Here is a 24988-nt window from a genome sequence, read left to right as displayed (position 1 = left end):
ATCATTGATAAATTTTAATCAATTACTTTTTGATGATCGGATTATTTTATAAATCACATTAAAATTATACTAAGAAATAAAATGACATCAAATTTAGACGCTTTAATCCCAAGAGAGGATTTTGAAATAAAGGATGGAAATCAACCTGCTACGCAAAACTTACCTGCTGTCCAAGTAAGGGATTTAGAAGCTGGATCCTTTCTTTACCAAACATTAAGAAAACCGGATTTTCAACGAGAAACTTCGGAATGGACACCTGAAAAAATTTGTGACTTAATTCAAAGCTTCTTAGATGGAGACTTAATTCCAGCCGTAATTTTCTGGAATTCTGGAGGATATAACTTTGTAATAGATGGTGCACATAGGCTTAGTGCAATTATTGCTTGGGTTACCGATGATTATGGAGACGGAGTCATTTCTCAATCCTTTTTTGAATATAGCATTTCTGCTGAACAGGCCAATGTTGCAGACAAAACAAGGAAGTTAATTAAACGTAAATTTGGGACTTATAGTGATCATAAATTTGCTATTTCTAATCAAGATAAGGTGCCTCAACAAATGTTAGAACGTGCCAAAAAGTTAGCAACATTAACTATACAACTACAATGGGTAAGAGGTGATTCAAGTAAAGCAGAATCTTCTTTTTTCAAGATTAATGAACAAGCTTCTCCTATCAATGATACAGAAAAACAATTACTTAAGTCTAGAAAAAAACCTAACTCTATTTCATCTAGAGCGATAATTCGTTCTGGAACCGGCCATAAATACTGGTCTAAATTTGAAAATGAGATTCAACTGGAAATCGAAAACTTAGCAAAAGGGATAAACGATTTACTTTTTACACCAAAATTGGAAACTCCGATTAAAACTTTGGATGTTCCATTAGCCGGAAAAGGTTATTCAACTCAAACTTTATCCTTAATTCTTGATATGATAAATATTACTAATGATGTTAAGAACGACGATGAATTGAAAGATGATACAAATGGCGAAGAAACAATTAACTTTCTAAAAAAAACTAAGAAAAAATTAAATAGGATTACTGGAACTCACGCATCCTCTTTGGGTTTACATCCCGCAGTTTATTTTTACAGTACAACAGGCCGTTACCAGGTAACAGCATTTTACACAATTTTAAATTTAATCCAAGAGTTAGAATCGAAACCAAATGCTCTAAATGATTTTATAAAAGTACGCAGTAAATTTGAGGACTTTCTACTCTCTTACAAATCTATTATAAATCAAACAAATACTAAATTTGGTAGTGGATTAAAAAGCTATAAAAGATTAACTAATTTATTTTTGCATATAATTAATGAACTTCAAAAAGAAAAAAATGAACAGGAAATTTTGCATGGTTTATCGCAAATGAAACACTTCGAATATCTTAATCCAGAAAAAATAGATTATGAGGAATACATTAGGAAAGATTTTTCCACAGAATCTAAATCTGCAGTGTTTATAATCAGTGCGCTTAAGAATCCCGTTAAATGTAGCATATGTAAATCTTTAATTCATAAAAACTCTATCACTATTGATCATATCAAAAGAAAAGAAGATGGGGGACTGGGAATAATAGACAATGGCCAATTAACACACCCTTATTGTAATACAACTTTTAAAAATTAATGTATCGGTTGGTAAGGGACTTCTCTAAAAATGGCGCAAGCTGTTAATTATAGGCTCAAATAAGATCTTAACATATGCTTTAGCTGACAAATAAAGTACTATCAAAACAAAAAATACTACTGGTCTGACTCTCAACAGCCCAGTAGTATTTTAATCCCTATACCCATCTCTAAAACTATAATGCATTTGTGCATTACAGATTACATAATCTATAATTTCGATGTTCAGCTTGGCGCAGGTATTAAAACAGGTGCTTACAAAAAGTTCATCGAGTCGGTTAACTTTAATCCTTTTCATATCGCAATAGTTTAACACCAGTACACCATAAGCATTACAGGCAACAGCCAAACCTGCCAGTTGCTGTATACAGTTAATGGGTTTTGCCTGTTGCTTTAGTTTGTGCCAGCAAAAAACCTCGTGGTTTTGGTTTACAAACAGCACATACCAATCGCAGGCTTTGCCAGATGATGGTTTGCCGCGGAGCTGTTTTAAAAATTGAGTGGAATTTTTAGCCGGGTTTACGTTAACTGGCTTTTTCAGCGTGCGATAACTAAACTCCAGTTTAGCTAAAGTAATTTGATTTTTTGTTGGTTGCATTTTGTGAAAAATTAATACAGGCCAACTGTGTTCGCGGTATAAATATAGCAAAAATTTATAATGAAGCTGCTTAAAAAATGAATGAAATATCATCATAGAAGAGATGCTGAAATAAATTCAGCATAACGATCACCTTCAATATTCTGTTAAAAAGATTGCTTAGCGCCACTACAACAGTCCCAACCTTCCATTCGCAATGACCGATCTTTTGAGTGAGGCACACTCACTTCCGACTCCGGACTAAAGACTTCCGACTAAAAAATATACCCAATAGACGGTATTGATGTTGTGTACAAAATTTGGCAAATTTGCTTGCAATAAACAAACAATTAAGGGTATGAAGATAAACAAATTCCTACTAATGGCACCAGTGCTATTGGCAACGGCATCTGCTGTGATGGCGCAGGTAAAGAAACCGGCAGCCAAAGCAGTTGCTCCTGTTAAAACTAAATATGGAGCTTTAGCGATTGACCGGTCAAATGGTTTTTATTACGGCTTTTCGTTCGATCAGCCAAACAGGTCGGAAGCCGAAAAAAGAGCTATCGACGAATGTACCAAACGTGGCGGTGCCTGCAGCATTGTGCTTACGTACTCGGGTACTGGTTGCGCAGCTTATCGCACCATTGATGGCAATGTCGGTACAGCATTCGGCTGGGGCATCGCTAAAACCAAAGAGGCGGCAGATGCCATTGCCATTAAAGAATGTGTAAAAAGAAGTGGAGGTATACAGCCCACTAATTTTGTTTGGAGCTGCAATTCAGCCCAGGCAGCACAGCTAAACGAAATATACAACGCCTCATCAGAAATTACGGGTCCGGTAAAAATTGGTAACCAGATCTGGACGAGCACCAACTTAAATGTAAGTACTTACAGAAACGGCGATAAGATCTATTACGCAGCCAACCAAAAAGAATGGGAAAAGGTGAGCAGGGAAAAGATTCCGGCTTATTGCTATCTCAATTTCGACCCCAGTAACGAAAAGAAATACGGCAAGCTTTACAACTTTTATGCAGTTACCGATAGCCGTGGTCTAGCCCCTGCAGGCTGGCATGTACCGAGCAGCGGCGAGTTTTTAACGCTTATTGCTGCCTTAGGCGGCGAAAAGGTAGCGGGTAAAAAAATGCGCGGTACCACTGGCTGGGACATCAAAGATTCGTACAAATTTGCCCATGGCAATGGCGATAATTCATCAGGTCTCAATCTACTCACCAACGGCAGCGCCGGGGGCGATGAATATGGCGGTGGTCAATCGTTCAAGTATGGGATATGGTTAAGCTACTGGTGGTCTTCTACCACCAAATCGAGTGGCGACAGCTTTGCCTACTACCTTGATTTTAATAAATACAGCGAACCGCGTGTAACCGATTATAGCAAAACCACAGGTGCCGCGGTAAGGTTAGTAAAAGATTAAATACCAATATAATATACTCAGATTTCTGAACCTAAAGGTTAGAAATCACTTACTCAACCGGGAATAATCAAGATTTCCGGTTGATTTGGTTTTAAGGAGATGGCTAATTGTTTACCATTAAAGCTTTGATGGAAATATATCCTGGTAGATTGCTTCACGCCACCACTCCTTCCCATGCTTCAGTTCGCAATGACGAACCTTTTGGGGCTAATTTAGATATCCCAGCTGGTTACTCCTCTTCGGCACTCTTGGTGTTCCTTTACACTGTGGCCTTTGTGGCTAAAAAGAATTGAACTTAGCCTTCTGACTAATTAAGAATTAACAAAACAAATTACGTTTTAAAAGGATTATATAAGTGTACCAATAACATTTGATATGAAAACGAACGTAATCATCTTAGCTGCCACATTAGGTTTAACGCTATCAGCATGTACGGGTAAAAAAGCCGACCAGGAGAATGCCGATACCATGTATAAATATACCGATACCAGCAAAATGGTTGACAGTACACATACCGATTCTACAGCCGATTCGACCACCAATGCGCCGGCTGATATTAGACGTTAAGAATAATAAATAAAAGCGCCCATACAGAGAAATATGGGCTTTTTTTCTAATCAGCCAAAACCAATCCATCAAACCTTAGGTTAGGCAAAGATTCTTCACTGCGTTCAGAATGACAATATTGGTTCCCGCTGATTACACAGATATATATCCGCAGATTTTTCTTTGTAAATTGTCAGTTCCGCGATCTCTGTGGTTAAATAGTAAAAAGTCAGGAGACCGAAGTCCGAAGATAATTGCAAAAAAAATAACCATCCAGCTCTGTGTGTTTCTGTGCCTTCTCTCCGCGATCTCTGTGGTTAGCCATGAAGCCCCCATTCTAGGCATTCAAGCCTGTGGATGATTACATATTTTGGGCATCATTTAACTAAAAAAGCTATAAAATTTCTATCTTGCGCGAACTAAATTAACCATCATGCTTTCTTTTCAAACAATTCCTTCTAAAAGACACACATCTTATCTCATTTTATTCATGGTGTTTTTTAGCAGTTGCATGCAAGCGCAAACAACCATTTCCGATCAAAAACTAACAGGTGACATAAAAAAAGATCTTACCAGGCTATTACCAATAGGAGCGGTTAAAGCAGACATTATAGATGGCGTGCGACAAAATCCAAGACAAATGGAATTGGCAAAAAAGCTTCAATCATCCATAGCGCAAAATTATGAATGGTTTGTTGACTATATGAAAGCAGTACCACAGGGCGAAAAAATACCTTATCATGCTAAATTGGGTTTAACAAAAGAAGAATATATGGAACTCATAAATTTTATGGACAATATAGAAATGGTTTCGACTGGCAAAGAAAATATCGCTATCCAAATTAAAAATGACATGATTTATTTTAAATCCCAGAATAAGCTTTCAAAGCTAGATTCTTTGACTATTGACCTCAAAAATAACATGGTATCATTTGGGAAAATCAAAATGCCATTTGCTGATAAGCTAAATATAACAACCGACAAAAATGCGCTAAAAAGCAAGTGGGAGGGCTATAGCTGGATTTTAGAAGAGCCAAAAGATGTAGATGCCAATGCAATGAAAGATTTAAACAGTTTAAAAATGAGGCAATATAAATTCACCATAGGAAAACTCGAAAAGACTGGAAAAACTTATATGAGCCTAAAGGGTAGGGAAATTGAAAACGGGACAAAAACAATTGATTTTGAATTACCAGTTCAATTCTAGAATTAAAAAACCTCTTTTAGTAAATGATAACAAATAAAACAAATTGAGATCGTGTGTAACACTCATTATCATTTTTAAATTAATACTAAGCTTAACATTCACTAATAATCAACTATAAGTTGGGACATTGTAATATTTAGCTCCATGCAAAAAATAAGCACAATTGAGAAGTAAATGAAGAGTTACTTGTAGCAATAGATTTTAACACAATTTTAGAATAGCACTTCCTTGAACATCCTGAAAAAAATGGCTATCGCGATTTCCAAAGTTATTTGCAGCGTGTTTTGAAAAATACAGATAATTAATATGAGCAAAGCCAGCAGAGACCGACAACAACAGCGCAGTAAAGTTACCTTCTCTAAATTAACCTTCCATAAACTCAACTGGTTAGAATACCTTACCATTGGTTTAAGTATATGGTTCTTATTTTTCCCAAAACCTTACGAGATCCTTTTTACAGTATTGCTCTGCATGCCAATTATTGGCCTTATATTAAATGGTTTAACAGGCAGGCCAAGCATTGCCAGTTTGGTAGAAATTTGGAAAGACAAGGATGGGAATGATAAATACGATGTAGCCGATTTTATCGACATTGCCGCTTGGGTTATCCTGTTACGAGTAATTATCGATTATAAATTTGAAAGCTTTTATAGTTTGATCATCCCCGGTACCATAGCCTTTGCGATCATGCTGATCATTCTTTTTGCTACACATCATCACATCATCAATACCGATAAAAGCAAAACCTGGATTTATCTATCGCTTATTGTTAATGTTTTTCTTTATAGTTATGCAGGCACTTATGGGGCAAACTGTGTTTACGACAATTCGGAACCGACTGTTTACCAAGCCGAGGTGGTAAATAAAAGAATTAGCAGGGGTAGAAAAGGATCGAAATCGTATATTCTAAAAGTTACGCCGTGGGGCCATCATTACGATCAGGAAGAAATTTCTGTTACAAGCGATCAGTACAACGAAATCCAGACTGGTCAAATCATAAATATCGATCTAAAAAAAGGTTTATTTAATATCCCATGGTTTTATGTAGAGTAAGCTGTAACAGCCATGTTTACATATCATTTAACAAACAAGAAAGCGTTATATTAATTCCGTTTAAAAATTGACCTCCTATCCTGAAGAAATAAAATTTGCATCCGGTTGGCGAAAGTATCAGCAACGGGTTCTCGATCAATTAGATGATTATATTGCCAACCGGCACCTGCATATTATTGCGCCACCGGGCTCGGGTAAAACGGTTTTGGGACTCGAAGTAGCTATCCGCTTAAACAAACCAACACTGATCCTCGCCCCAACCATTGCTATACGAAACCAATGGATACAGCGTTTCTGTGATCTTTTTCTTCAGGTTGAAACCGTGCCAGACTGGATTTCGAAAGACATCAGAAATCCAAGGTTTTTAACGGTGGTAACTTTTCAGGGTCTGCATGCAGCATGTAATAACCTGCGCGTAAAGGAAGAGGGAGAAACAGAAGAAGAGGAAGACGCCGAACAAAGTTTAAAATCATCAAACCCAAATCTTGATAATATTGTAAATGGTTTAAAATTACAACAGGTTAATACCATTGTGGTTGATGAAGCCCATCATTTAAAAAACGAATGGTGGCAAACCCTAACCCGGTTAAAAGAAAAACTCGATCCCATTACAGTTGGCTTAACAGCAACCCCTCCTTATGATGTTACCCCGGCAGAGTGGTTCCGATACCTCGAATTTAACGGTCCGGTTGATACCGAAATATCGGTTCCCGAACTAGTAATAGAAGGCGATTTATGTCCACACCAGGATTATGTGCACTTTACCTTTCCTACCGAAGCTGAGAATAAAAACATTGAGCAGTTCAGGGAGAACATAGAACAGTTATTCCACGAAATCAGGCAGGATAAAACGATTATTACGGCGATTGAAAATCATCCGATCTGGGTACACCCAACCGAACACCTCGAATGGATCTATACCAATCTGGCCTGTTACTCTGCCTGTTTAATCTTTCTACATGCGAACGGACGGGAAATTCACGAGCTGCATACCGAGGTGATCGGTAATGATAAACCTGAAATCCCTCCGCTTGATTACCACTGGATGGAAAAACTCCTAGATTTCTATATGTATCAGGAAAAGGAGCATTTTAAACCTTTTGATGAACATCGTAAACAACTCGAAAATAAGTTGAGGCGCTGTGGTGCGATGGAAAAACGACAGATCGATTTTTCCAACAGTAAGCGTATTACAGGCTTTTTAACCTCCAGTGTCAGCAAACTAACCGGTATCTCCAAAATTGTCGATTTCGAGTTTAAGCAGCTTAACCATCAATTGAGGATGGTAATCTTATCTGATTACATCCGCGGGGAATTTTACGTAAACGCACCGGAGAATAAACTCGAGCTTACCAAAATGGGCGTAATTCCAATTTTTGAAAAACTAAGGCGCGAAAACCACAACGATAAAAAAATAGGCGTACTCACCGGTTCTATGGTTATAATACCAAAAACAGCCTCCGGTGCATTCGAAACAAAAGCGGCTAAAAAGAGCATTTCAAAAATTAGTTTATCACTGTTGACTTACGACGAGAACTATATCATCATTGAGCAAACCGAACAGCTTAAGAACGACCTGATCCATATTGTAACCGAAATTTTTCAGGAAGGGGAAATTGAGGTACTCATCGGCACAAAGTCCTTATTGGGCGAAGGTTGGGATGCACCTGCCATCAATTCGCTGGTACTCGCCAGCTTTGTAGGTTCCTTTGTTTCGTCAAATCAGATGCGCGGTAGGGCCATTAGAACACAGCAAGGTAATGCAGGTAAAACCGGAAACATCTGGCATCTTGTGACCATAGATCCCACTGCCGAAACCGGTGGAAATGACCTTGATTTACTGAAAAGGCGCTTTAAAGGTTTCGTTGGTGTTTCTTTTAAGGAAGAACCTGGAATAGAAAATGGACTGAACCGGCTAAACCTACCCGAAAATATTGTATTGCCAAACGAAGCAGAGAAAAAGAACGATGAAATGTTCAGCTATGCCGCCAACAGGGAAAATTTAAAAGAACGCTGGAAACTGGCGCTCGAAGGTGGTGTAAACCTGATTGAAGAAATAAAAATACCATTTGCAGAGGAACTTGGCTACCAGGAAGTGAAAGCGATGTATCTGAATAAAACCATTGCCTACCTTTCGGCTACTTTGTTTTCGGGCTTGGCCGGATTTGGATTACAAAGCCTCGAAATTTTTCTAAGGGCGGCTAGAAACCTCAGATCACTTAACGATTTCTATATCATTTTGGCAATTATCGGAACTTTAGGGATTATCTTATTCGGTGGCTTAACCTACAAAACCCTGAGTCTCTACATTAAATACAAGGATATTTCAAAAGATATCCGGCAAATTGGTGAAGCACTGCTAAATTCACTCATTAAAACCGGGACAATCAAAACCGATGCTTCAAAAATTTATGTAGACAGCAGTATAGATAAATATGGTGCTGTTTTTTGCCATTTGGAAGGAGGAACAACTTTCGAAAAATCTATCTTTATTAACGCACTGCAGGAGGTGGTTGCACCTATCGATAATCCGCGTTATGTAATAATCAGGCGGAACAAGTTTATGCTGTTTATCAAACAGAAAGATTATCATGCCGTACCCGAGCTCATTGGCAGAAATAAAAATCTTGCAGAACATTTTAAAAACCAATGGGAACACCATGTAGGTTCTTGCGATTTAATTTTTACCAGGACCATCGAAGGCCGAAAACTTATTTTGCAGTCAAGGATGAAATCGCTGGCCGCACAGTTCCAGAACAAAGTAGAACATGTAAACAAGTGGAAGTAAAGCTAATTCTAAAATCTTTCGCAAAGATTCTTCACTCCGTTCAGAATGACAATATTAATTGCCCGCTGATTATACAGCTATTGGCAGATTTTTCTCCATAAATTGTTAGTCTGAACGGAGTCGAAGACTATACAACTTTGTGTCCTCTGTGCTTTTTCTCTGCGATCTCTGTGGTTGAAAAGTGAAAAGTCCGAAGTCGGGAGACCGAAAATCATATCGCAAAAGGATAATTGCCAAACGCCTTACGCCATGCGCTTAACATACAATTATTCCATCAACTTACCTTTAATGCCCTCAGTAAGTTTTTTCACTTTCATATAACTAGCCAAAGAACTATTCCTTTTATCGAAGCTGATTTCGAGCCAGCCCTTTGTGGCTTTCAGGTTAAATTTATCGCTGCCGTTTAAGTTTACCAATAGATCGATATGCTGATCCAATGGAAGTTCATTGTTCAATGCACTATCAAGATATTTCTCGAGTTTAGCAGTTTTACCATCAGCATACTTCGCCTCAAATTTAAATGAGCTGCTTGTATCCTTTGTACTGATGGATAAATAACCGCCGCTGCTATGGCATCCAAAACTTAAAGTAGCAGCTAAAATTGCAATACTGTAAAAGATATTTTTCATCATTATGGGTTAAATGGTTAATTGTTTAAATTGGTCATTTGTCAATTGGTTCATTAGTTCATTGGGTTAATTGTTTTAATCGCTTAATTGCCTCCCAACTTTTAGTCCTCTGGCTTTCCGGCTGCCGACTAAAGACTGCAAACTGCCTTAGCCTCCTGCCCTGTTTTTAATATCATCCGCTGCTGTTTTACGGTTTTGGTTCGATTTTAAATTCTGGTTACCAAAATTATAACTGATGCTGAATGAAGCCCTTCTGCTGATATAATTGTTCTGCACCCTTAAATTCACATTCTGATAATCGAGCGTTCCTTTCCAATAGTTGCTTTGGAAGATATCATCAACATTTAATCTGAGTCTTAAAGCTTTGTTTAAGAAACTTTTTTGTACACCCATATTTAAGGCCTTTTGGTAAATGGTGGTCCGTTCTATACCGCGCACACGTGGCGAATTTAGCCAGAAATTGGTTTCAAAAGTCCAGTTATCGAGTAAGGTTATAGAACTGTTAATGTTAAAGTTATACATTACTTTACTCAATGTAAAAGGGGCTCCTTCCAGGTTATCGTCTTTAAATTTATTATAAAAAAGGTTAAAATTGCTTTGCAGGCTCCACCATTTGGCAATGGTAAGCGGGAAATATAAACCTGCTGTATAATATTGTCCGCTGCCTATATTGCCCTGTCCAACCGTAACAATCCTGGTGCTGTCGTTTTGTGCGGTTTTACTGTCTAAAATGAGATCTTTTGTTTTTGAATAGCCCAGTGAAAATGATAATCCACTTTTATAATTATAACTCACTTCGAAATTATTCGTAAACTGAGGCTTTAAATAAGGATTGCCCTGCGCGATGGTATAAGGATCCATATAAAAATTAAAAGGATTAAGTTGCTGGTAATTTGGCCGGTCTATCCTCCTGCCGTACGAATAGCGTAAATTACTGCTTTCTGAAATTTTCTGATTAACAAAAACAGTTGGAAACAACGATAAATAATGCTGTTTTGTCTCGGTATTATTCGTTACCGATGTTCCGGTAGATTGCGTATACTCAGCCCGCAAACCTGCCTGAAGCTGCCACTTGCCCCAATCTTTAGATAAATTTGCATAAGCTGCATTTACATTTTCTTTATAAATAAAGTTATTGCTTTGCCCTACTATATTCTGCCATTCATTATTGATCAGGGATGATGAAAGAAAATCGTTATTGGTTTTAACATAAGCGCTTTTCAAACCTGTTTCGATCTTTGTACTTTTTGATATTGGCCAGGTAAAATCAGTTTTTGCGGCATAAATATCAATCGCTATCTTACTATTGTTCCTAATTATGGTATTATTATAAAGAGCGCCTTTTGCATCGTAAAAATTGGCATTAAAATTTTCCAGTCCTGAATAATCAAAGCCAGAATAATCGGCATCAAAATTTAAGCTTGCACCTTCCTTTTTAAAATCGTGTTTGAGATTAAAATTTAGGCTATAATTTTTGTTTGGCGTATTGGCATCAGAATATTGGATTAACGAATTTTTATTTACCGCATCAGCTTTAGCTTCAGTTATAAATGTTTGAGAGAAATTATCCAGTTTACGCGTACTTGTGCTGCCATCTAACATCACCCCGATCGTAGTTTTATCACTCACAAAATAATCTGCACCCAATTTTGCAGCCAGGCGCGATCCGGTATAAATTTTTTGAAAGTTTTGATTAAATAAGCTCTGCAAACCGTTTGAATTGGTGGACCGGTCTAAAAATAAATTGGAGAAGTTATTATTTTTTGATGCATTTGCATTGGTATAAAAATTCCACTCCTTTACCCGGTGATTTAAATTGAAGTTGAGCTCCGATCCATAAACATTGGTTGGCAGATTAGCCCTTATCGCATTGCGATAGGTTGAAGAAATGCTTCCGTTTGTACCAAATGCCTTATTCTTTTTCAGTTTAATATTGATAATACCTGAATTACCCGCAGCATCATATTTGGCTGATGGATTGGTAATAATTTCAATGGTTGCAATTTGGCTGCTGTTTAAACTATTTAAATAAACTGTTAAGTCGGATGCCGACAAAAAGTTGTTCTTTCCATCAATCATCACCATCACTCCTGATTTATTGTTCAATAAAATCTGTTCGTTTTGCCTGTCGATCTGCACGCCCGGTGCTTTTTCCAAAATTTCGAGTGCAGTACTGCCGGACGAAACAATGCTGTTTTCTACATTCAGCACCATTTTATCAATCTGGTGTTCAACAAAAGGTTTTCTAGCCTGCACACTCACTTCTTTTAACTGCCTGGTTAAACTTTCGATGCTGATAACAGGCATATTTAAATCTCCGTTAAGCGAAAATTTTGCTGTCTTTTTGCTTTTAAAGCCCACCATCGAAACCGAAAGTACATAATCGCCACTTTTTAACTGGTCGATGCTAAACTCACCGTCAATATTGGTCGAGGCATTTCTCACCACGGTGGTATCGGGATAATTCAGCACCCTGACAAGGGCAAACGATACCGGAACGGCCTTATCATCAACGATCTTACCGCTGATTTTATTTAATTTTTGAGCAAAAGAAGCCCCACATGCCAGCAGGCATGCAAGCAGCGTAAATAATGTTTTCATGGTTTCTTCTTCTAAGTATGATCGTCATCCCGACCGAAGTGCAACGAAATGCCCGCTTGTTTGGGCAGGGAAAAACCTGCCCGCATAGCTTTTGCTTGGTTAAGCACTTGGCAATTCTCCACTACGTTGTACTCCGCTCGAAATGAAATGGCCGGTTTTAGGACTATTTTTCAGGCTCAATGCCCAATTCTTCTTTAACTTCTTTAATCCTGTTTGAAACAGAGTCCTGATAAATGGTATCAGTAGGTTTATTCTTTTGCAGCAATTCCAGATCGAACAGCTCTCCCTTTAGCTTTTGTTTTTTTAGGGCCTCCTCCTTTAATTTGGCAACACATTTCAAACCATCATCCGTCATAATCCATATACTGGAATCGTTATGGTCATTTTCGCTGTCGTTACACTCCCAGGTCCAGTAATTATTCACGTAGCGGTAAGCATCCTGCTTTAAAATTAATTTGGTACCCACCGGAATTTCGAGAGTTAACCTTACTTCCTGGTTTCTCCAAATGGTCCCCTTTCTCAATTGAAACCTCGGACTAAAAATCAGTTCTGAATCTTTCACAACATAATTGTAGCTAATGTTCTGCGCATTTTGCAATGCACTCTGAAAGGTTTTGCCCTGCGATTCATATTTCTGTGTTAAACGGGTTACGCCGCTTTCGCTTTTGTCAATATCAATACGGATGCGGTTCGGCGCAACAAATGGCCCGTCTTCAAAATCATCAACTACGATCTGGTGGCGGTTGTTCGCATCAATGTGATAGGTCACGCTATCTTCTTTACTGAAATATTTACTCTTGTCAATATTAATGGTATAAACCGGGTATGTTTTCAGGTCGGTTGTTTGGGTTAACTCTGCATGCTGCTTAAATTCCGACAAAATCTTGGCAACCTGGTAACCCGTTACTGCCACGCCTGCCAGCCAGATAATCAATAAAGCAAAAGAAAGTGTTTTATGGGTAGCCTGTTTGTTAAAGGCAATCCTGATCGAGAATAAGACCAAAGCCAAAACCGGCACAAAAAGTACAATAAATGCACCGAACAAAATGATGCCCCTGTTACTTTCATTAACAATGGAGAATGGGAAATATTCATAAATACTTGCATCCCAAAACCCCTGGAATATGGCTGTACCAATGATAAGTGCCAGTAAAAAGAGTGCGCCAAATACCACGATAAAACCAGCGATTATTTTAAAAATTACCTTTCCGGAACCCGATATAAAGCGGCCAATCCATTCGAAAAATTCGCCGATAAAAATCCCTAACCGGGCAAATATCGGTTGTGCATGTTTATTTACTTCGCCCAAACGCTCTTTAACCGCCTGCAACTCTTCGTCCAGGTTCTTTTGGAAACCCTGAAGGTTGGCAGGTTCACCTTTCATCTCCATCTTCTCTATCCGCGATTTTGCTTTCGGCATGATGATCCATAGCAGGGCGTATACCAAAATACCAGATCCGCCAAGGAAAACGGTTAGTACCGTTGCCAGCCTGATCCATTTTGCATCAGCATTTACATAATGCGCAATGCCGGCGCAAACCCCCGCTATCACGCGGTCGTCCATATCGCGGTAGAGTTTTTTCTCTGCATACTGGTGCTGGTAGGCGGTGTTGATTACAGGCTCTTCTTCACTTTCTTCAGCCGTGTCAAAATCCTGCACGCGGCCCATCTGTGTAATTACCGAATTTACATTGGCCGAATCTACAACCTGTTTTTTCTGCTCTTCCAGCTGCTCGGTCAGCAGTTCTGCAATCCGGTTTTCAATATCGGTTACAATTTCCAGGTCGTCGGCATGGTTGGCAAAATAGTGTTTTACCTCGTTCAGGTACACCATTAAGAGTTCGTAGGCACTTTCCTCAATATGAATAATCGTGTTCCCTATATTTATGATGATGGTCTTTTCCATTTCTTTGTTACTAATGATTATGAATTGGCACCTTTTTGCGAAACCCCTACCGCATAGGCCAGTTCCTGCCAGGTTTGATCTAATTGTGATAAAATACCCCGACCATCTTCGGTTAAGGTATAATATTTACGGGGCGGGCCTGAGGTAGATTCTACCCAGTTGTAGCTTAACAAACCATTGTTTTTAAGCCTGGTTAATAATGGATATAGTGTGCCCTCAACCACCAACAGTTTTGCCGACCTTAATTCGGCAATGATATCAGAGGCATAGATTTCGCCCCTCGAGATGATTGATAAAACACAGTATTCCAGAATTCCCTTCCGCATTTGTGTTTGCGTATTTTCTGCTATCATAATACAAAGATATATGTTTTATAAACTACCATGCAATACATAGTACTAAACAAAACCAAAATAAATTCATAAACAACTGATTATCAGACCAATAATTTTTAATTAAATTTTGTGATTTCAAAATAATTCCGTAAAAATTAAAGGTTTTTAATCTTTTTTTTAAAAAAGCAAGGCCTTGTAATACTTCGGTTTCTGCAGTCCTGCTATTACCTATAGTCCCGATTTGGATACACCTTAAATATAAAATATTCGATAAAATCGGGAGCTATTTGGTTCTATCAGGTTTATGCAACAAGGGTCTGCCATTCTTTGGAAGAAAATTAAATGCCAATAAAGATTAAGGAAATATCTTAATTAATTATATTTTTCGATCCAGCAAGACCAAAGTATTGCATCACCGTTCTACGCTAATCCGGCCTTACAAATTTTTTGGGCTGCACTGTTCTAGCCACACAACTGCCTTCAAAAGAAAACGGCGAAGCCCTCATGAATGCTGCTGAAGGCTAAAAAAACAGATGAATAAATTTTCAGCCGGCAGTTTTTGTTTCTTTTTGCTGCCAAAAAGAAAGAAGCCCGTCCGGCCAGGACAAGAAAAAATTGATTGGTATAAGTGTTATTTTTAAGTTGAGCTCAGTAGTTCTTCACCTCTTGTAGTTCTGTTGTTACCTATAGTCCCGATTTAGATATCCTTTATAAAATATTCGATAAAATCGGGAGCTATCTGGCGCTATCAGGTTTAAGGTGTAAAAGGTTGGCATTCCTATTTACGGTTTGGGGATAATGCCAGAACGACCCTTTGTAAATAAACCCGACAGAGCGGGTAGCCCACATCCCGATTTTTCATCGGGAGAGGACTACAAGCGATGGCGGAACTACAGTACCTATGAAAAGCAGCAGGTACGTTTTCAAAAAATTGTTTGTGACCGCTAAAGTCAGGCGGTACATAAGTATGTTTGGGCTTAGCGGAATTAATATATAAATACTATAGATTTAATATATTTTAATAATTTTGCTGCGTAATTAACTTATTTTAATGAAAAAATCTATTGCCAGCATTGTTGCTGAAGCAAACGAAAGCGGCGAAGGTGCGCTTAAAAGAACCTTAGGCCCCGTAAACCTGATTTTAATTGGCATTGGCCTCACACTGGGTGCAGGTTTATTTTCAATTACAGGTTTGGCAGCGGCTAATTATTCGGGACCCGCGGTAACCCTATCGTTTATAATTGCAGCATTAGGCTGTGGTTTTGCAGCACTTTGTTATGCAGAATTCGCCTCCATGATCCCGGTTGCAGGAAGTGCATACACCTATTCTTATGCTACCATGGGCGAACTTTTTGCCTGGATCATCGGCTGGGATTTGGTATTGGAATACTCTGTAGGTTGTGCCACAGTGGCCATTAGCTGGTCGCAGTATTTAACCAAGTTCCTGGCAAGCCTGCACATTTATCTTCCTCCGCAGTTAACCTTATCCCCTTTCGAAACCGCTAAACTGGCCAATGGTACCACCGTTAATGGCATTATTAATATCCCCGCAACACTGGTTGTGGTATTGATGTCGGCCATACTCATACGCGGCACAAAAGGCTCAGCCATTGTAAACGGAATTATTGTATTTCTTAAAGTGGGCGTAGTTTTGGTTTTTATTGCCTTAGGCTGGCAATATATAAACCCTGCAAATTATCATCCTTATATCCCTGAAAATACCGGAACGTTTGGCCAGTTTGGCTGGAGTGGTGTATTACGTGGTGCGGGTCTGGTATTTTTCGTGTTTATAGGTTTTGATGCTGTGGCGGCTTCGGCCCAGGAAACCAAAAACCCATCGAGAGATTTACCGATCGGCATTATTGGTTCGCTATTGGTTTGTACCGTTTTATTTGGATTATTCGGCCATGTAATGACAGGACTGGCCAATTATAAAGAATTTGCCAATAGCGGTGCACCCGTAGCCATTGCCATCGAAAAAACGCCTTATGCCTGGTTAAGTCAGGCCATTATCCTGGCCATTCTGATCGGCTATACTTCGGTAATCCTGATCGATTTAATGGCACAATCGAGGATGTTCTATTCCATCAGTAAAGATGGATTATTACCAAAAATGTTCTCTGATGTACATGCAAAATTTAAAACGCCATATAAATCAAATCTTATTCTTTGCTTATTTATTGGTCTTTTTGCCGCATTTGTACCGATGAATGTTGTTGGTGAAATGACCAGCATTGGTACCTTACTGGCCTTCCTAATGGTTTGTGTGGGCATCCTGATTTTAAGAAAAACAAATCCTGAAGCCAAACGCCCGTTTAAGGTTCCCCTGGTACCCTTAATCCCTATTTTAGGTATTTTAACCTGCATTGCCATGATGGTATTTTTACCTTGGGAAACCTGGGTTAGACTAGCGGTGTGGTTAATTATTGGCTTAGCCATTTATTTCTGCTATGGCAGGAAAAACAGTAAATTAAATACAACACCGGAACAAAACGGTCGTCTAGAATAAACATGGCTATACACATTTGGCGATCGGGCTGTTGGATATTTCATACAAACCTGGTCGCCTTTTTAATGGTACGCAGTATTTACAACCGTATAAATATCAATTAATTAAGAAAAAAATGTTAGTTATCCACAATTTAACATTTTTCTAGTTTTTTGGCTTGGGATTTGCCCTAATCAAGTCGACCTTATTTAAACATTATCCCATGATTATTAAATTAGACACATCGGTTTTCAGGCTTTCGAGGCACAAAGCTGAAACCGTAAAAAAAATTGCAGCACCACTTACCAGGGCGCAATGGATCACTGCTGATAGAATCGTAATGGCAGCGATGTTTATTCTTACCATTATCGGTGCAATTTTATTTTAATTTCTGATGAGGAATCAAAAATCGTCAGAAATAAGCTCCTTATTAATCATCACGGCGGCCATAGTTCCTGTGGCTGTAATGAAGGATAGTGACCTAAACAGGGTTGTGCAATCTCCTGCAGCATAAACGCCACTTGCAGTAGTTTGCTGCTGCTCATTTACCTTAATCGTTTTCAGATCTGTCAATTCAAATCCAAGCTGCTCGTTAAAGTTTACGTGCTGTTTTATTTCGGGTTTAATATAAATTGCTTTAAAAGCTCTCTTCCCGCCATTTTTAAAAACAATATGCTGGAGCTGGCCATTTTGATGTTTCAATTCAATAACCTCCTCTTCTAAAATGCTAATCGATTTAGATTTCAGTTTTTCGGACTGCTCGGCAGTAAATCCGGATTTTCCATTGGTTAAAATGGTTAAATCTTTATTCCAAAGGTGAAGATTTTTAGCCATATCGAAGGCATGATCACCGTTCATTAACAACGCTATTTTTTCATTTTTTACTTCATAACCATGGCAATAAGGGCAATGTATGGCAGAAATGGCCCAGCATGCTGCCAAGCCTTTAATATCTGGCAGCGTATCTTTTAAACCAGTGGCGAGTAAGACTTTCCGGGTTGTAAAGCTTCCGGCATTTTCTATACCTATGGTAAAACCTGCATCTATTCGCCTGGCCGAAATAACTTTTCCCTCCAAAAACTTTACCGTTGGATATTTCAGTACCTCTGCCTTTGCAGCTTTAGCAATATCAGCCGGCCGATCGCCATCGTGCGTTAAAAAATTATGTGAATGTGGGGTGTGCCGGTTACACGGCTTGCCGGCATCTACTATCAAAACATTCCGGGTTGAACGGCCCAAAGTTAATGCGGCAGATAAGCCTGCGTAACTGCCGCCGATTATAATGACATCAAAATCCATGTTCTTATCTTTTAAAACAAAGATCCGGGTTTTGTTTTTAAATGCAACATAGATGCATTAAATAAATGTCATTTTATTTTTTTAAAAATGGCTGCTTTTATGAAGCCGCGGTAATAAGAACGCAACTCTAAAATCTGGTAACCTGCATTAAAAAAGTAAGGGTTCATATCCGTTAGCTGATTGGCTTCTACAATCCTGAGTAATTTAAAAAAGCCATACATAGATCTGAGCAGCAGCAATTTCCACCAGTTTCCATTGTTGTTTTGGAGCGAAAAATCGACTAAAAACCACAGGCCATTATTTTTCAGGTATGTATTTAAGAGTTCAAATACTTTTGCAGCCCGCTGCTCAGCAAAATTATCGAAAAGAAACGGCGTTAAAATCACATCAAACGACACATCGGTTTTAAAATCTTCAATACCAATATTCACAAATGTAACAGCGTTATTTTTATAGTTCCGTTTTTGAGAAAGCGCAATCATTTTACCCGATATTTCTACGTAAACAATCTTTAAACCACCCGGATGTACTTTGGCAATTTCTTCCAAAATCCATCCTGTTCCGCCACCAACAATTAAAACTGACCCATCTTTTGGAAGATACTGAAGTTGATTGACCTGTGCATTAACCTGCGATTTAAAGAACACCAAACGGCTTAAGGTATCGTAATAGGCGGCTATTTTATCGTAGTTGTTGTTCATAGTATTTAGTATCAGGTATTGAGGATCAGGCATTAAGTATCAAGTATTGAGGATCAAGTATTAAGGATCAAGATAATATCTTGAATGTAAATGCGCTTTAGTTCTTCTGCTTTAGTCTTTCTGATTAATGAACAAACTGCATTCCTATCATCCCGCATATGGCCTTGAACAAAATCAATCCATCAATAACCATCAGATAATAGAGTATATTTTTTCTCCTGTGCATGGAATAAGCCACGTAAATGGTTAATATAAACGGCAGCACATTGCACAGAACCTGCGGTATCCGGAAGCCCTTGTAACTGGCAAATATGCCTAAAGAGATTAAACCGATAATTAACAGCGGGATCAAAATATTAAAAATCGTTCTCCTCAGGCCATATCGCACTACAAAAGTCCGCAGGTGCTTGTTGGCATCTGTTGGGTAATCTTTAATATCAAAAATGATTGCATTTACGGTGCAGAACATCCAGTTCTTAATAAACAACCAGGTCCACAGTACGGAATCGTGGTAGCCCACCCCTGTTTCAATTTTAAGCATTATCAATGGCAGCACATTGGCACAACATGCCCAAACAAAACCGATAACAAAAGCCTTTAACCAACCGGTATTGCGAAGATTGAATTTAAGGAAAGACTTAGGTAACAAGCCATAGTATAAACCTCCTGCCATGACGATAACTGCAATTGCAAACCAATAACTAAGTGGAAGTGCCAGAATATGCCGAAAGTTTTGGCAAAGCAGATTAATGGCCAATAGCATGCAAATGACAAAGAGTATGGCTTGGCTCCAATTGATGAATTTCTTATGCTTAAAATACCACTGATTGCGGGGATTGGTAGCGGATGGTGCTGTAGACACTTTATTATAAGCGTAGGTATAATAAATGGTAGGCGCCAAAAACAAAAGCAGGTAATAATTGAGCGAGTTAAAAGGCAGCCTTAATTGCATGGTGGCTTCGAGGGTAAGCGCTACTGCCAACATCCCTACAAAGTAGTTGCCAAAAAATATAAACCTGATTATTTTACCGAGCATTTGCTACCGTTTTTCGTGAGGCAATTTCGGATATATAATTGAATAAGGTAATAATAAAATTGATTTTCTGCTATCTTAGGGTTAGAAAGAAATTGACGAAAAAAATTATAAACCAATAACAATATGGAAGATTCAAAAAACTTAAGTCCAGGTGCAGATAACGCACCAAAGGTAACCGGCATAGGTGGCATTTTCTTTTTTTCCGACAACCCCAAGGAAACAAAAGACTGGTATGCGAAAAACTTAGGGGTAGAAGTTAACGCCTGGGGATCAGTGAGTTTTGATTCCAGGAATATCAACAATCCTGATGAGGTTGAAACATTACAGTGGAGTCCGTTTAAAAAAGGTGACGAATATTTTTCTCCTTCAAAAAAGGAATTCATGATCAATTATCGTGTTCAAAACCTTGAAGCACTATTAGAAAAGCTTAAAGAAAACGGCGTAACCATACTTGATGAAGTGGCCACTTATGATTTTGGAAAATTTGTCCATATTATGGATGCTGAAGGCAATAAAATTGAGTTATGGGAGCCTAAATAGGTACCTCTACTCATTGTTGTCATCCTGAGCACAGCGAAGGATCTTTTAATACATCTAGGCAATCTTAATACTTAATAAGCGTACTATTTGTGAAGGATTCTTCACTTCGTTCAGCATGATGGCATAAAAAAAGCCTTCCAGTATCCTGAAAGGCTTTGATGGGAAATGATCCCGATATTCAAATCGGGCCGCCCCCCCGGTATAAAAGAGGCGCTCTGAACCAGCTGAGCTAAATTATGTTAATGTATTTTGCAATTAATTTTTCAATCATCAGCCTGCTTCCAGTTTTTAATCTCTTTCTCTTTTAGGATTGCCTGAGTTCTTGTTGCAAAAACTTCGCTCCAAACGATACGCCAGTCTCCGGTATGACCAGTAAAGCCTGAGTGATTTGTATTATGTTTTTTTAACCTATTCTGGAGATTACTTGTTGATCCAACATAATATTTATTTCGAGCTGCTGAATACAAAATATAAGCATAAAACATATAAATAAATATAAGAATAAGCCAAATAAATGCTCCGGTTGGAGCTAAAGAGATTTTATCCTGATGATCAAATTAAGACAGTCATCCGGATTAAAATCGCGGGATGCCCTAAAAAACCTAAAATTTAATTATAAAAAAAGCCTTCCAGTATGCTGAAAGGCTTTGGTGGGAAATGAGGGGTTCGAACCCCCGACCCCCTCGGTGTAAACGAGGTGCTCTGAACCAGCTGAGCTAATTTCCCATTAAGGTGTATGTCAATGTTTGATAAAAAAGCCTTCCAGTATCCTGAAAGGCTTAGTGGGAAATGAGGGGTTCGAACCCCCGACCCCCTCGGTGTAAACGAGGTGCTCTGAACCAGCTGAGCTAATTTCCCTTTTATTATTTTGTCAATTTAATGCCCCACTCTCCGTTTGGGAATGCAAATATAGCGCTATAAAACTGTTCTGCAAATCTTTTTTTCTTTTTTTTCAACTTAATAAAGTTTCGAGGATTTTATGTGATTGCACTACCCCAAATGAGGCTGTATGTAAGGTATAGAAAACCAATATCTTATCTAATAAAAACCGCCGCTGGGTATTGCTCAACTTTATTTCAGAAATTTTATCGAGCGGTGAGTTAAACAATGAAATAAAACCTATTGCATCATCTATTTGAAGGTAGTGGGAATGAATCGGTAACCGCGAAGTAAATTCTCCTTCCTGCAGATCGAAGTAAATCTGGTCGTCCCTTCTTTTTCCGTTGGGCGAAAAACCCAAAAAACGTGTCAGCTTTAATAAGAAGGACAGGTGAAAATTAGGACTAACCTCTTCTACCTCATCAAACCAGGCTATCGAATTAAAAATGTAATCGAACAAACCCTCATCGGCCGATTGTTGCCTGATACTTTTATACAGTACCTCATTTAAAAAAATAACGATACTGGTTTTAATCATATCGTAAGGGATACTTTTAAAAACAGGCGTCTGCCGCACTTCAGATATCCGTTGGATATTGGTATTGGTCTTATGATAAACCACCATATCCAACAAATGCAGCGATTGCAGCATGCTCATCTTAATCTTGGCCCTGGGCTTCTTAACCCCATTAATAAGGTAAGATTGCATGCCGAATTTATCGGTAAGTACCTGCACCACTACGCTGCTTTCGCTGTAATCGGTGGTCTTTAAAACAATGCCCCTAACTTTATGCAACATGCCCCTAAAACAATTTTTTCAAAAGTATGTTATTTGTGCAAATTTAATTGCGCAAAAAGTAATGGCATTTTACAAATAAGATTAGTTTTGCCGTTAATATTATCATTAAAAAAGCTGCACATGTGGGTTAAGCTATCGAGATTTATTCTTCAGAACCGTATCGCAATCATCGTATTTTTTGTTTTAGGAACTATTTTCATGGCTTACCAGGCCAAAAATGTAAAACTCTCCTACACGGGGAGCAAAATCCTGCCCGTTACCGATAGTGCATTTGTAAAATACAACGCTTTTAAAAAAACCTTCGGCGAAGATGGAAGTGTAATGGTGGTGGGTATACAATCGCCGGATATTTTTAAAAAAGAGATTTACAACCAATGGGTTCAGCTTTCAAACGAAATCCAAAAATTAAAGGGAATAAAACAGGTTTTATCTTCCGGACGGATTTTTCAACTGGAAAAAGATACGGTGAACCAAAAATTTACTTTAAAACCGATACCTGGTGGCCTGGTTAAAACCGATGCCGGCATGGATTCGATCAGGAATATTATTTATGGCAATCCGTTTTTCGAAGGATTGGTTTACAACCGTCAGAATGCCACTTTAATGACCATTACTTTCGATACGAAGATCTTAAATACGGCCGAACGTAATCCGATTTTAAAAGAAATAGAAGCTAAGGCTAAAGCTTTCCAGGCATCGACCAAAATACAGGTACATATTTCGGGCCTGCCTTATATCCGCACTGCCGTAAGCAAACTGGTGAGCAACGAGTTTGTACTGTTTTTAGGCTTATCGATCTTGGTTTCGGCATTGATTTTATTGTTCTTCTTCAGGAAATTTTACGCTGTATTCTTCCCCATCCTGGTGGTTGTAATGGGCGTAATCTGGAGTATAGGCACTCTGGTACTGTTCGGTTTCGAACTGACCATTTTAACAGGATTGATCCCGCCACTGATTGTTATTATCGGTATCCCGAACAGCATTTTATTGCTTAACAAATACCAGAATGAACTGCGGAAACACGGCGACAAGCAAAAAGCATTAAGCATTACAATTGAGCGCATAGCCATTACCACTTTGATCGCAAACATAACCGCAGCCATTGGTTTTGGTGTTCTCTATTTTACCGGAAGCGAACTTTTAATGCAGTTTGGCAGTGTAGCCTCTATCAACGTAATGGTGACCTGGTTAATGTGCTTATGTTTGATACCGATTATTTTCAGCTACCTGCCTACACCAAAACTGAAACCGCAAACCCACATTGACGAAGGTTTACTGCATAAATTATTGGTTAAAACTGATACGCTAGTACAGCATAAAAGCGGGCTGATCTACGTTGGAACGATCGTTATATCGATTATTGCTTTCATCGGGGTAATGAAAATCAATGTTAACGGATATGTGGTTGACGATCTTCCGAAAAACTCTGAAATTTTAACCGATCTTAAATTCTTTGAGAAAAATTTCGAGGGCATTTTACCTTTAGAAGTAAGCGTTGATACCAAGAAAAAGAACGGGGTTTTCAATTTAACCAATCTGAAAAGAATGGAAAAATTGGAAAAAATGATTTCGGCTTATCCTGAGTTTTCGCGTTCTATTTCGGTGAATATGGGCTTAAAATATGCTACGCAGGCATTTTACAATAACGATTCGACTTTTTTCCGTTTACCGGATAACTTAGAAAAGAATTTTATTTTAGCTTATATCGCCAACGGCGGAAAAGGGAATGCCAGTTTGTTGACGAACTTTATCAGCAAGGGAAATCAGAGTACAAGGATCAGTTTCCAGATGGCCGATGTGGGTTCGAAACGTTTAGATGCAATTATGGCGGAGCTAAAACCACGGATCGACAGCATCCTGCCTCCATCAAAATTTGATGTGGAGCTCACCGGATCGAGCATTATCTTTTCGAAAGGAACAGATTATATGTTGAGGCATTTGGTAGAAAGTATTGCACTTGCCATAGTACTAATCTCATTGCTAAGGTTAATGCAGTTTAAGAGTTTGGGCATTATGTTTATTTCCCTGCTTCCAAACATTGTTCCTTTAATTATTACAGCCGGAATTATGGGTTTTTTCGGGATTTCATTAAAACCTTCTACTATTTTAATTTTCACGATTGCCTTTGGTTTAGCTTCCGATCAGACCATTTATTTCCTTACCCGTTACCAACAGGAATTAAACTTAACCAATTTCAGCGTGCCAAAAGTGATTACAGATACCATTACCGAAACCGGGGTAAGTATGACCCATATTGCACTCATTTTATTTTTTGGTTTCGGGATATTTACTGCTTCTACGTTCGGCGGAACAGTGGTACTGGGTTTACTTTTATCGATAACTTTATTTGTGGCTTTAATTTTCAATTTAACTTTATTACCAGCACTGGTTTTATGGTTGGATAAAAAGAAAGTAAGAAAAATGATTTCTGATGAGGAGTCGGCAAAGAATCTCGGTGAGTTTGATCATTAACGAGTTGGCAGTTTTCAGTTGGCAGTTTGGAGTTCAGGGTGCCTAACTTAAAACAGAATAAACATCATTCAT

Annotated in this window: 20 protein-coding genes and 2 tRNA genes; 10 read left to right on the top strand and 12 right to left on the bottom strand. The window is 38.5% G+C overall.

The genetic code is table 11. The features are described from left to right. The first annotated feature begins 81 nt into the window (after positions 1-81). Positions 82-1629, top strand: a complete 1548-nt coding sequence (locus GGQ60_RS20530) for a GmrSD restriction endonuclease domain-containing protein (RefSeq protein ID WP_183767907.1) — start codon at positions 82-84, stop codon at positions 1627-1629. A gap of 150 nt (positions 1630-1779) precedes the next feature. Here GGQ60_RS20530 and GGQ60_RS20525 read toward each other — a convergent pair whose 3' ends face one another. Continuing rightward, positions 1780-2226, bottom strand: coding sequence for a hypothetical protein (locus GGQ60_RS20525; protein WP_183767905.1), 447 nt, complete (start codon positions 2224-2226; stop codon positions 1780-1782). Positions 2227-2563: 337 nt separating this feature from the next. Between GGQ60_RS20525 and GGQ60_RS20520 the strand changes: the two genes are divergently transcribed. The 5 genes from GGQ60_RS20520 (at position 2564) to GGQ60_RS20500 (ending at position 9231) form a co-directional block, all read left to right on the top strand. Continuing rightward, entirely contained in the window at positions 2564-3637 is a 1074-nt protein-coding gene (locus GGQ60_RS20520; RefSeq protein WP_183767903.1) for an FISUMP domain-containing protein, read from the top strand. 375 nt (positions 3638-4012) lie between these two features. After that, the gene (locus GGQ60_RS20515) at positions 4013-4204 is read left to right on the top strand and encodes a hypothetical protein (protein WP_183767901.1); all 192 of its coding nucleotides are present in this window, start codon (positions 4013-4015) and stop codon (positions 4202-4204) included. A gap of 412 nt (positions 4205-4616) precedes the next feature. Then, positions 4617-5390, top strand: coding sequence for a hypothetical protein (locus tag GGQ60_RS20510; protein ID WP_183767899.1), 774 nt, complete (start codon positions 4617-4619; stop codon positions 5388-5390). 306 nt (positions 5391-5696) lie between these two features. Further along, a complete protein-coding gene (locus GGQ60_RS20505) occupies positions 5697-6443 on the top strand; it encodes a hypothetical protein (protein WP_183767898.1) in 747 nt (248 codons plus the stop codon). A gap of 67 nt (positions 6444-6510) precedes the next feature. Further along, a complete protein-coding gene (locus tag GGQ60_RS20500; RefSeq protein WP_183767896.1) occupies positions 6511-9231 on the top strand; it encodes a DEAD/DEAH box helicase family protein in 2721 nt (906 codons plus the stop codon). Between the two features lie 266 nt (positions 9232-9497). Here the strand turns inward: GGQ60_RS20500 and GGQ60_RS20495 are convergent, their stop codons facing one another. From GGQ60_RS20495 to GGQ60_RS20480, 4 genes are all read right to left on the bottom strand, one after another. Further along, positions 9498-9863, bottom strand: coding sequence for a hypothetical protein (locus GGQ60_RS20495; protein WP_183767894.1), 366 nt, complete (start codon positions 9861-9863; stop codon positions 9498-9500). A 144-nt stretch (positions 9864-10007) separates the two neighbouring features. Next, entirely contained in the window at positions 10008-12461 is a 2454-nt protein-coding gene (locus GGQ60_RS20490; RefSeq protein ID WP_183767892.1) for a TonB-dependent receptor domain-containing protein, read from the bottom strand. A 163-nt stretch (positions 12462-12624) separates the two neighbouring features. Further along, positions 12625-14367, bottom strand: a complete 1743-nt coding sequence (locus tag GGQ60_RS20485) for a PspC domain-containing protein (protein WP_183767891.1) — start codon at positions 14365-14367, stop codon at positions 12625-12627. Positions 14368-14384: 17 nt separating this feature from the next. Then, positions 14385-14720 carry a PadR family transcriptional regulator gene (locus tag GGQ60_RS20480; protein WP_183767890.1) on the bottom strand — a complete coding sequence of 112 codons (336 nt, stop codon included), beginning with the start codon at positions 14718-14720 and terminating at the stop codon, positions 14385-14387. A gap of 1033 nt (positions 14721-15753) precedes the next feature. Here GGQ60_RS20480 and GGQ60_RS20475 point away from each other — a divergent pair. Both GGQ60_RS20475 and GGQ60_RS20470 read left to right on the top strand, forming a co-directional pair. Continuing rightward, the gene (locus GGQ60_RS20475) at positions 15754-17211 is read left to right on the top strand and encodes an amino acid permease (protein ID WP_183767889.1); all 1458 of its coding nucleotides are present in this window, start codon (positions 15754-15756) and stop codon (positions 17209-17211) included. Between the two features lie 202 nt (positions 17212-17413). Further along, the gene (locus GGQ60_RS20470) at positions 17414-17578 is read left to right on the top strand and encodes a hypothetical protein (RefSeq protein ID WP_183767888.1); all 165 of its coding nucleotides are present in this window, start codon (positions 17414-17416) and stop codon (positions 17576-17578) included. 14 nt (positions 17579-17592) lie between these two features. On the opposite strand, the gene GGQ60_RS20465 is transcribed toward GGQ60_RS20470, so the two are convergent. The 3 genes from GGQ60_RS20465 to GGQ60_RS20455 all read right to left on the bottom strand — a co-directional run bounded on the left by GGQ60_RS20465 (position 17593) and on the right by GGQ60_RS20455 (position 20226). After that, positions 17593-18489: an NAD(P)/FAD-dependent oxidoreductase gene (locus tag GGQ60_RS20465; RefSeq protein ID WP_183767887.1), complete on the bottom strand. Its 897-nt coding sequence runs from the start codon at positions 18487-18489 to the stop codon at positions 17593-17595. Positions 18490-18557: 68 nt separating this feature from the next. Beyond that, entirely contained in the window at positions 18558-19190 is a 633-nt protein-coding gene (locus GGQ60_RS20460) for a class I SAM-dependent methyltransferase (RefSeq protein ID WP_183767886.1), read from the bottom strand. Between the two features lie 124 nt (positions 19191-19314). Further along, on the bottom strand, positions 19315-20226 hold the full coding sequence (locus tag GGQ60_RS20455) for a UbiA prenyltransferase family protein (RefSeq protein ID WP_183767884.1): 912 nt from the start codon (positions 20224-20226) through the stop codon (positions 19315-19317). 123 nt (positions 20227-20349) lie between these two features. On the opposite strand from GGQ60_RS20455, the gene GGQ60_RS20450 reads away from it, so the two are divergent. Continuing rightward, positions 20350-20766 carry a VOC family protein gene (locus tag GGQ60_RS20450; RefSeq protein ID WP_183767882.1) on the top strand — a complete coding sequence of 139 codons (417 nt, stop codon included), beginning with the start codon at positions 20350-20352 and terminating at the stop codon, positions 20764-20766. A 263-nt stretch (positions 20767-21029) separates the two neighbouring features. Here GGQ60_RS20450 and GGQ60_RS23195 read toward each other — a convergent pair whose 3' ends face one another. The 4 genes from GGQ60_RS23195 to recO form a co-directional block, all read right to left on the bottom strand. Next, positions 21030-21251 carry a GIY-YIG nuclease family protein gene (locus tag GGQ60_RS23195; protein ID WP_183767880.1) on the bottom strand — a complete coding sequence of 74 codons (222 nt, stop codon included), beginning with the start codon at positions 21249-21251 and terminating at the stop codon, positions 21030-21032. 163 nt (positions 21252-21414) lie between these two features. After that, positions 21415-21492: transfer RNA gene (locus GGQ60_RS20440), tRNA-Val, on the bottom strand. 57 nt (positions 21493-21549) lie between these two features. Continuing rightward, positions 21550-21624: transfer RNA gene (locus GGQ60_RS20435), tRNA-Val, on the bottom strand. A gap of 94 nt (positions 21625-21718) precedes the next feature. Further along, positions 21719-22444 (bottom strand): DNA repair protein RecO, encoded by a 726-nt coding sequence (gene recO, locus GGQ60_RS20430; RefSeq protein ID WP_183767878.1) that lies wholly within the window; start codon positions 22442-22444, stop codon positions 21719-21721. 120 nt (positions 22445-22564) lie between these two features. Here recO and GGQ60_RS20425 point away from each other — a divergent pair, with 120 nt between their 5' ends. After that, positions 22565-24916, top strand: coding sequence for an efflux RND transporter permease subunit (locus tag GGQ60_RS20425; protein ID WP_229685174.1), 2352 nt, complete (start codon positions 22565-22567; stop codon positions 24914-24916). The last annotated feature ends 72 nt before the right edge of the window (positions 24917-24988 follow it).

The organism is Pedobacter zeae, from assembly GCF_014196715.1.
GTDB classification, from domain to species: domain Bacteria; phylum Bacteroidota; class Bacteroidia; order Sphingobacteriales; family Sphingobacteriaceae; genus Pedobacter; species Pedobacter zeae.
Note: the sequence above shows the minus strand (reverse complement) of the source record. Positions and strands in the feature narration are given on the sequence as shown.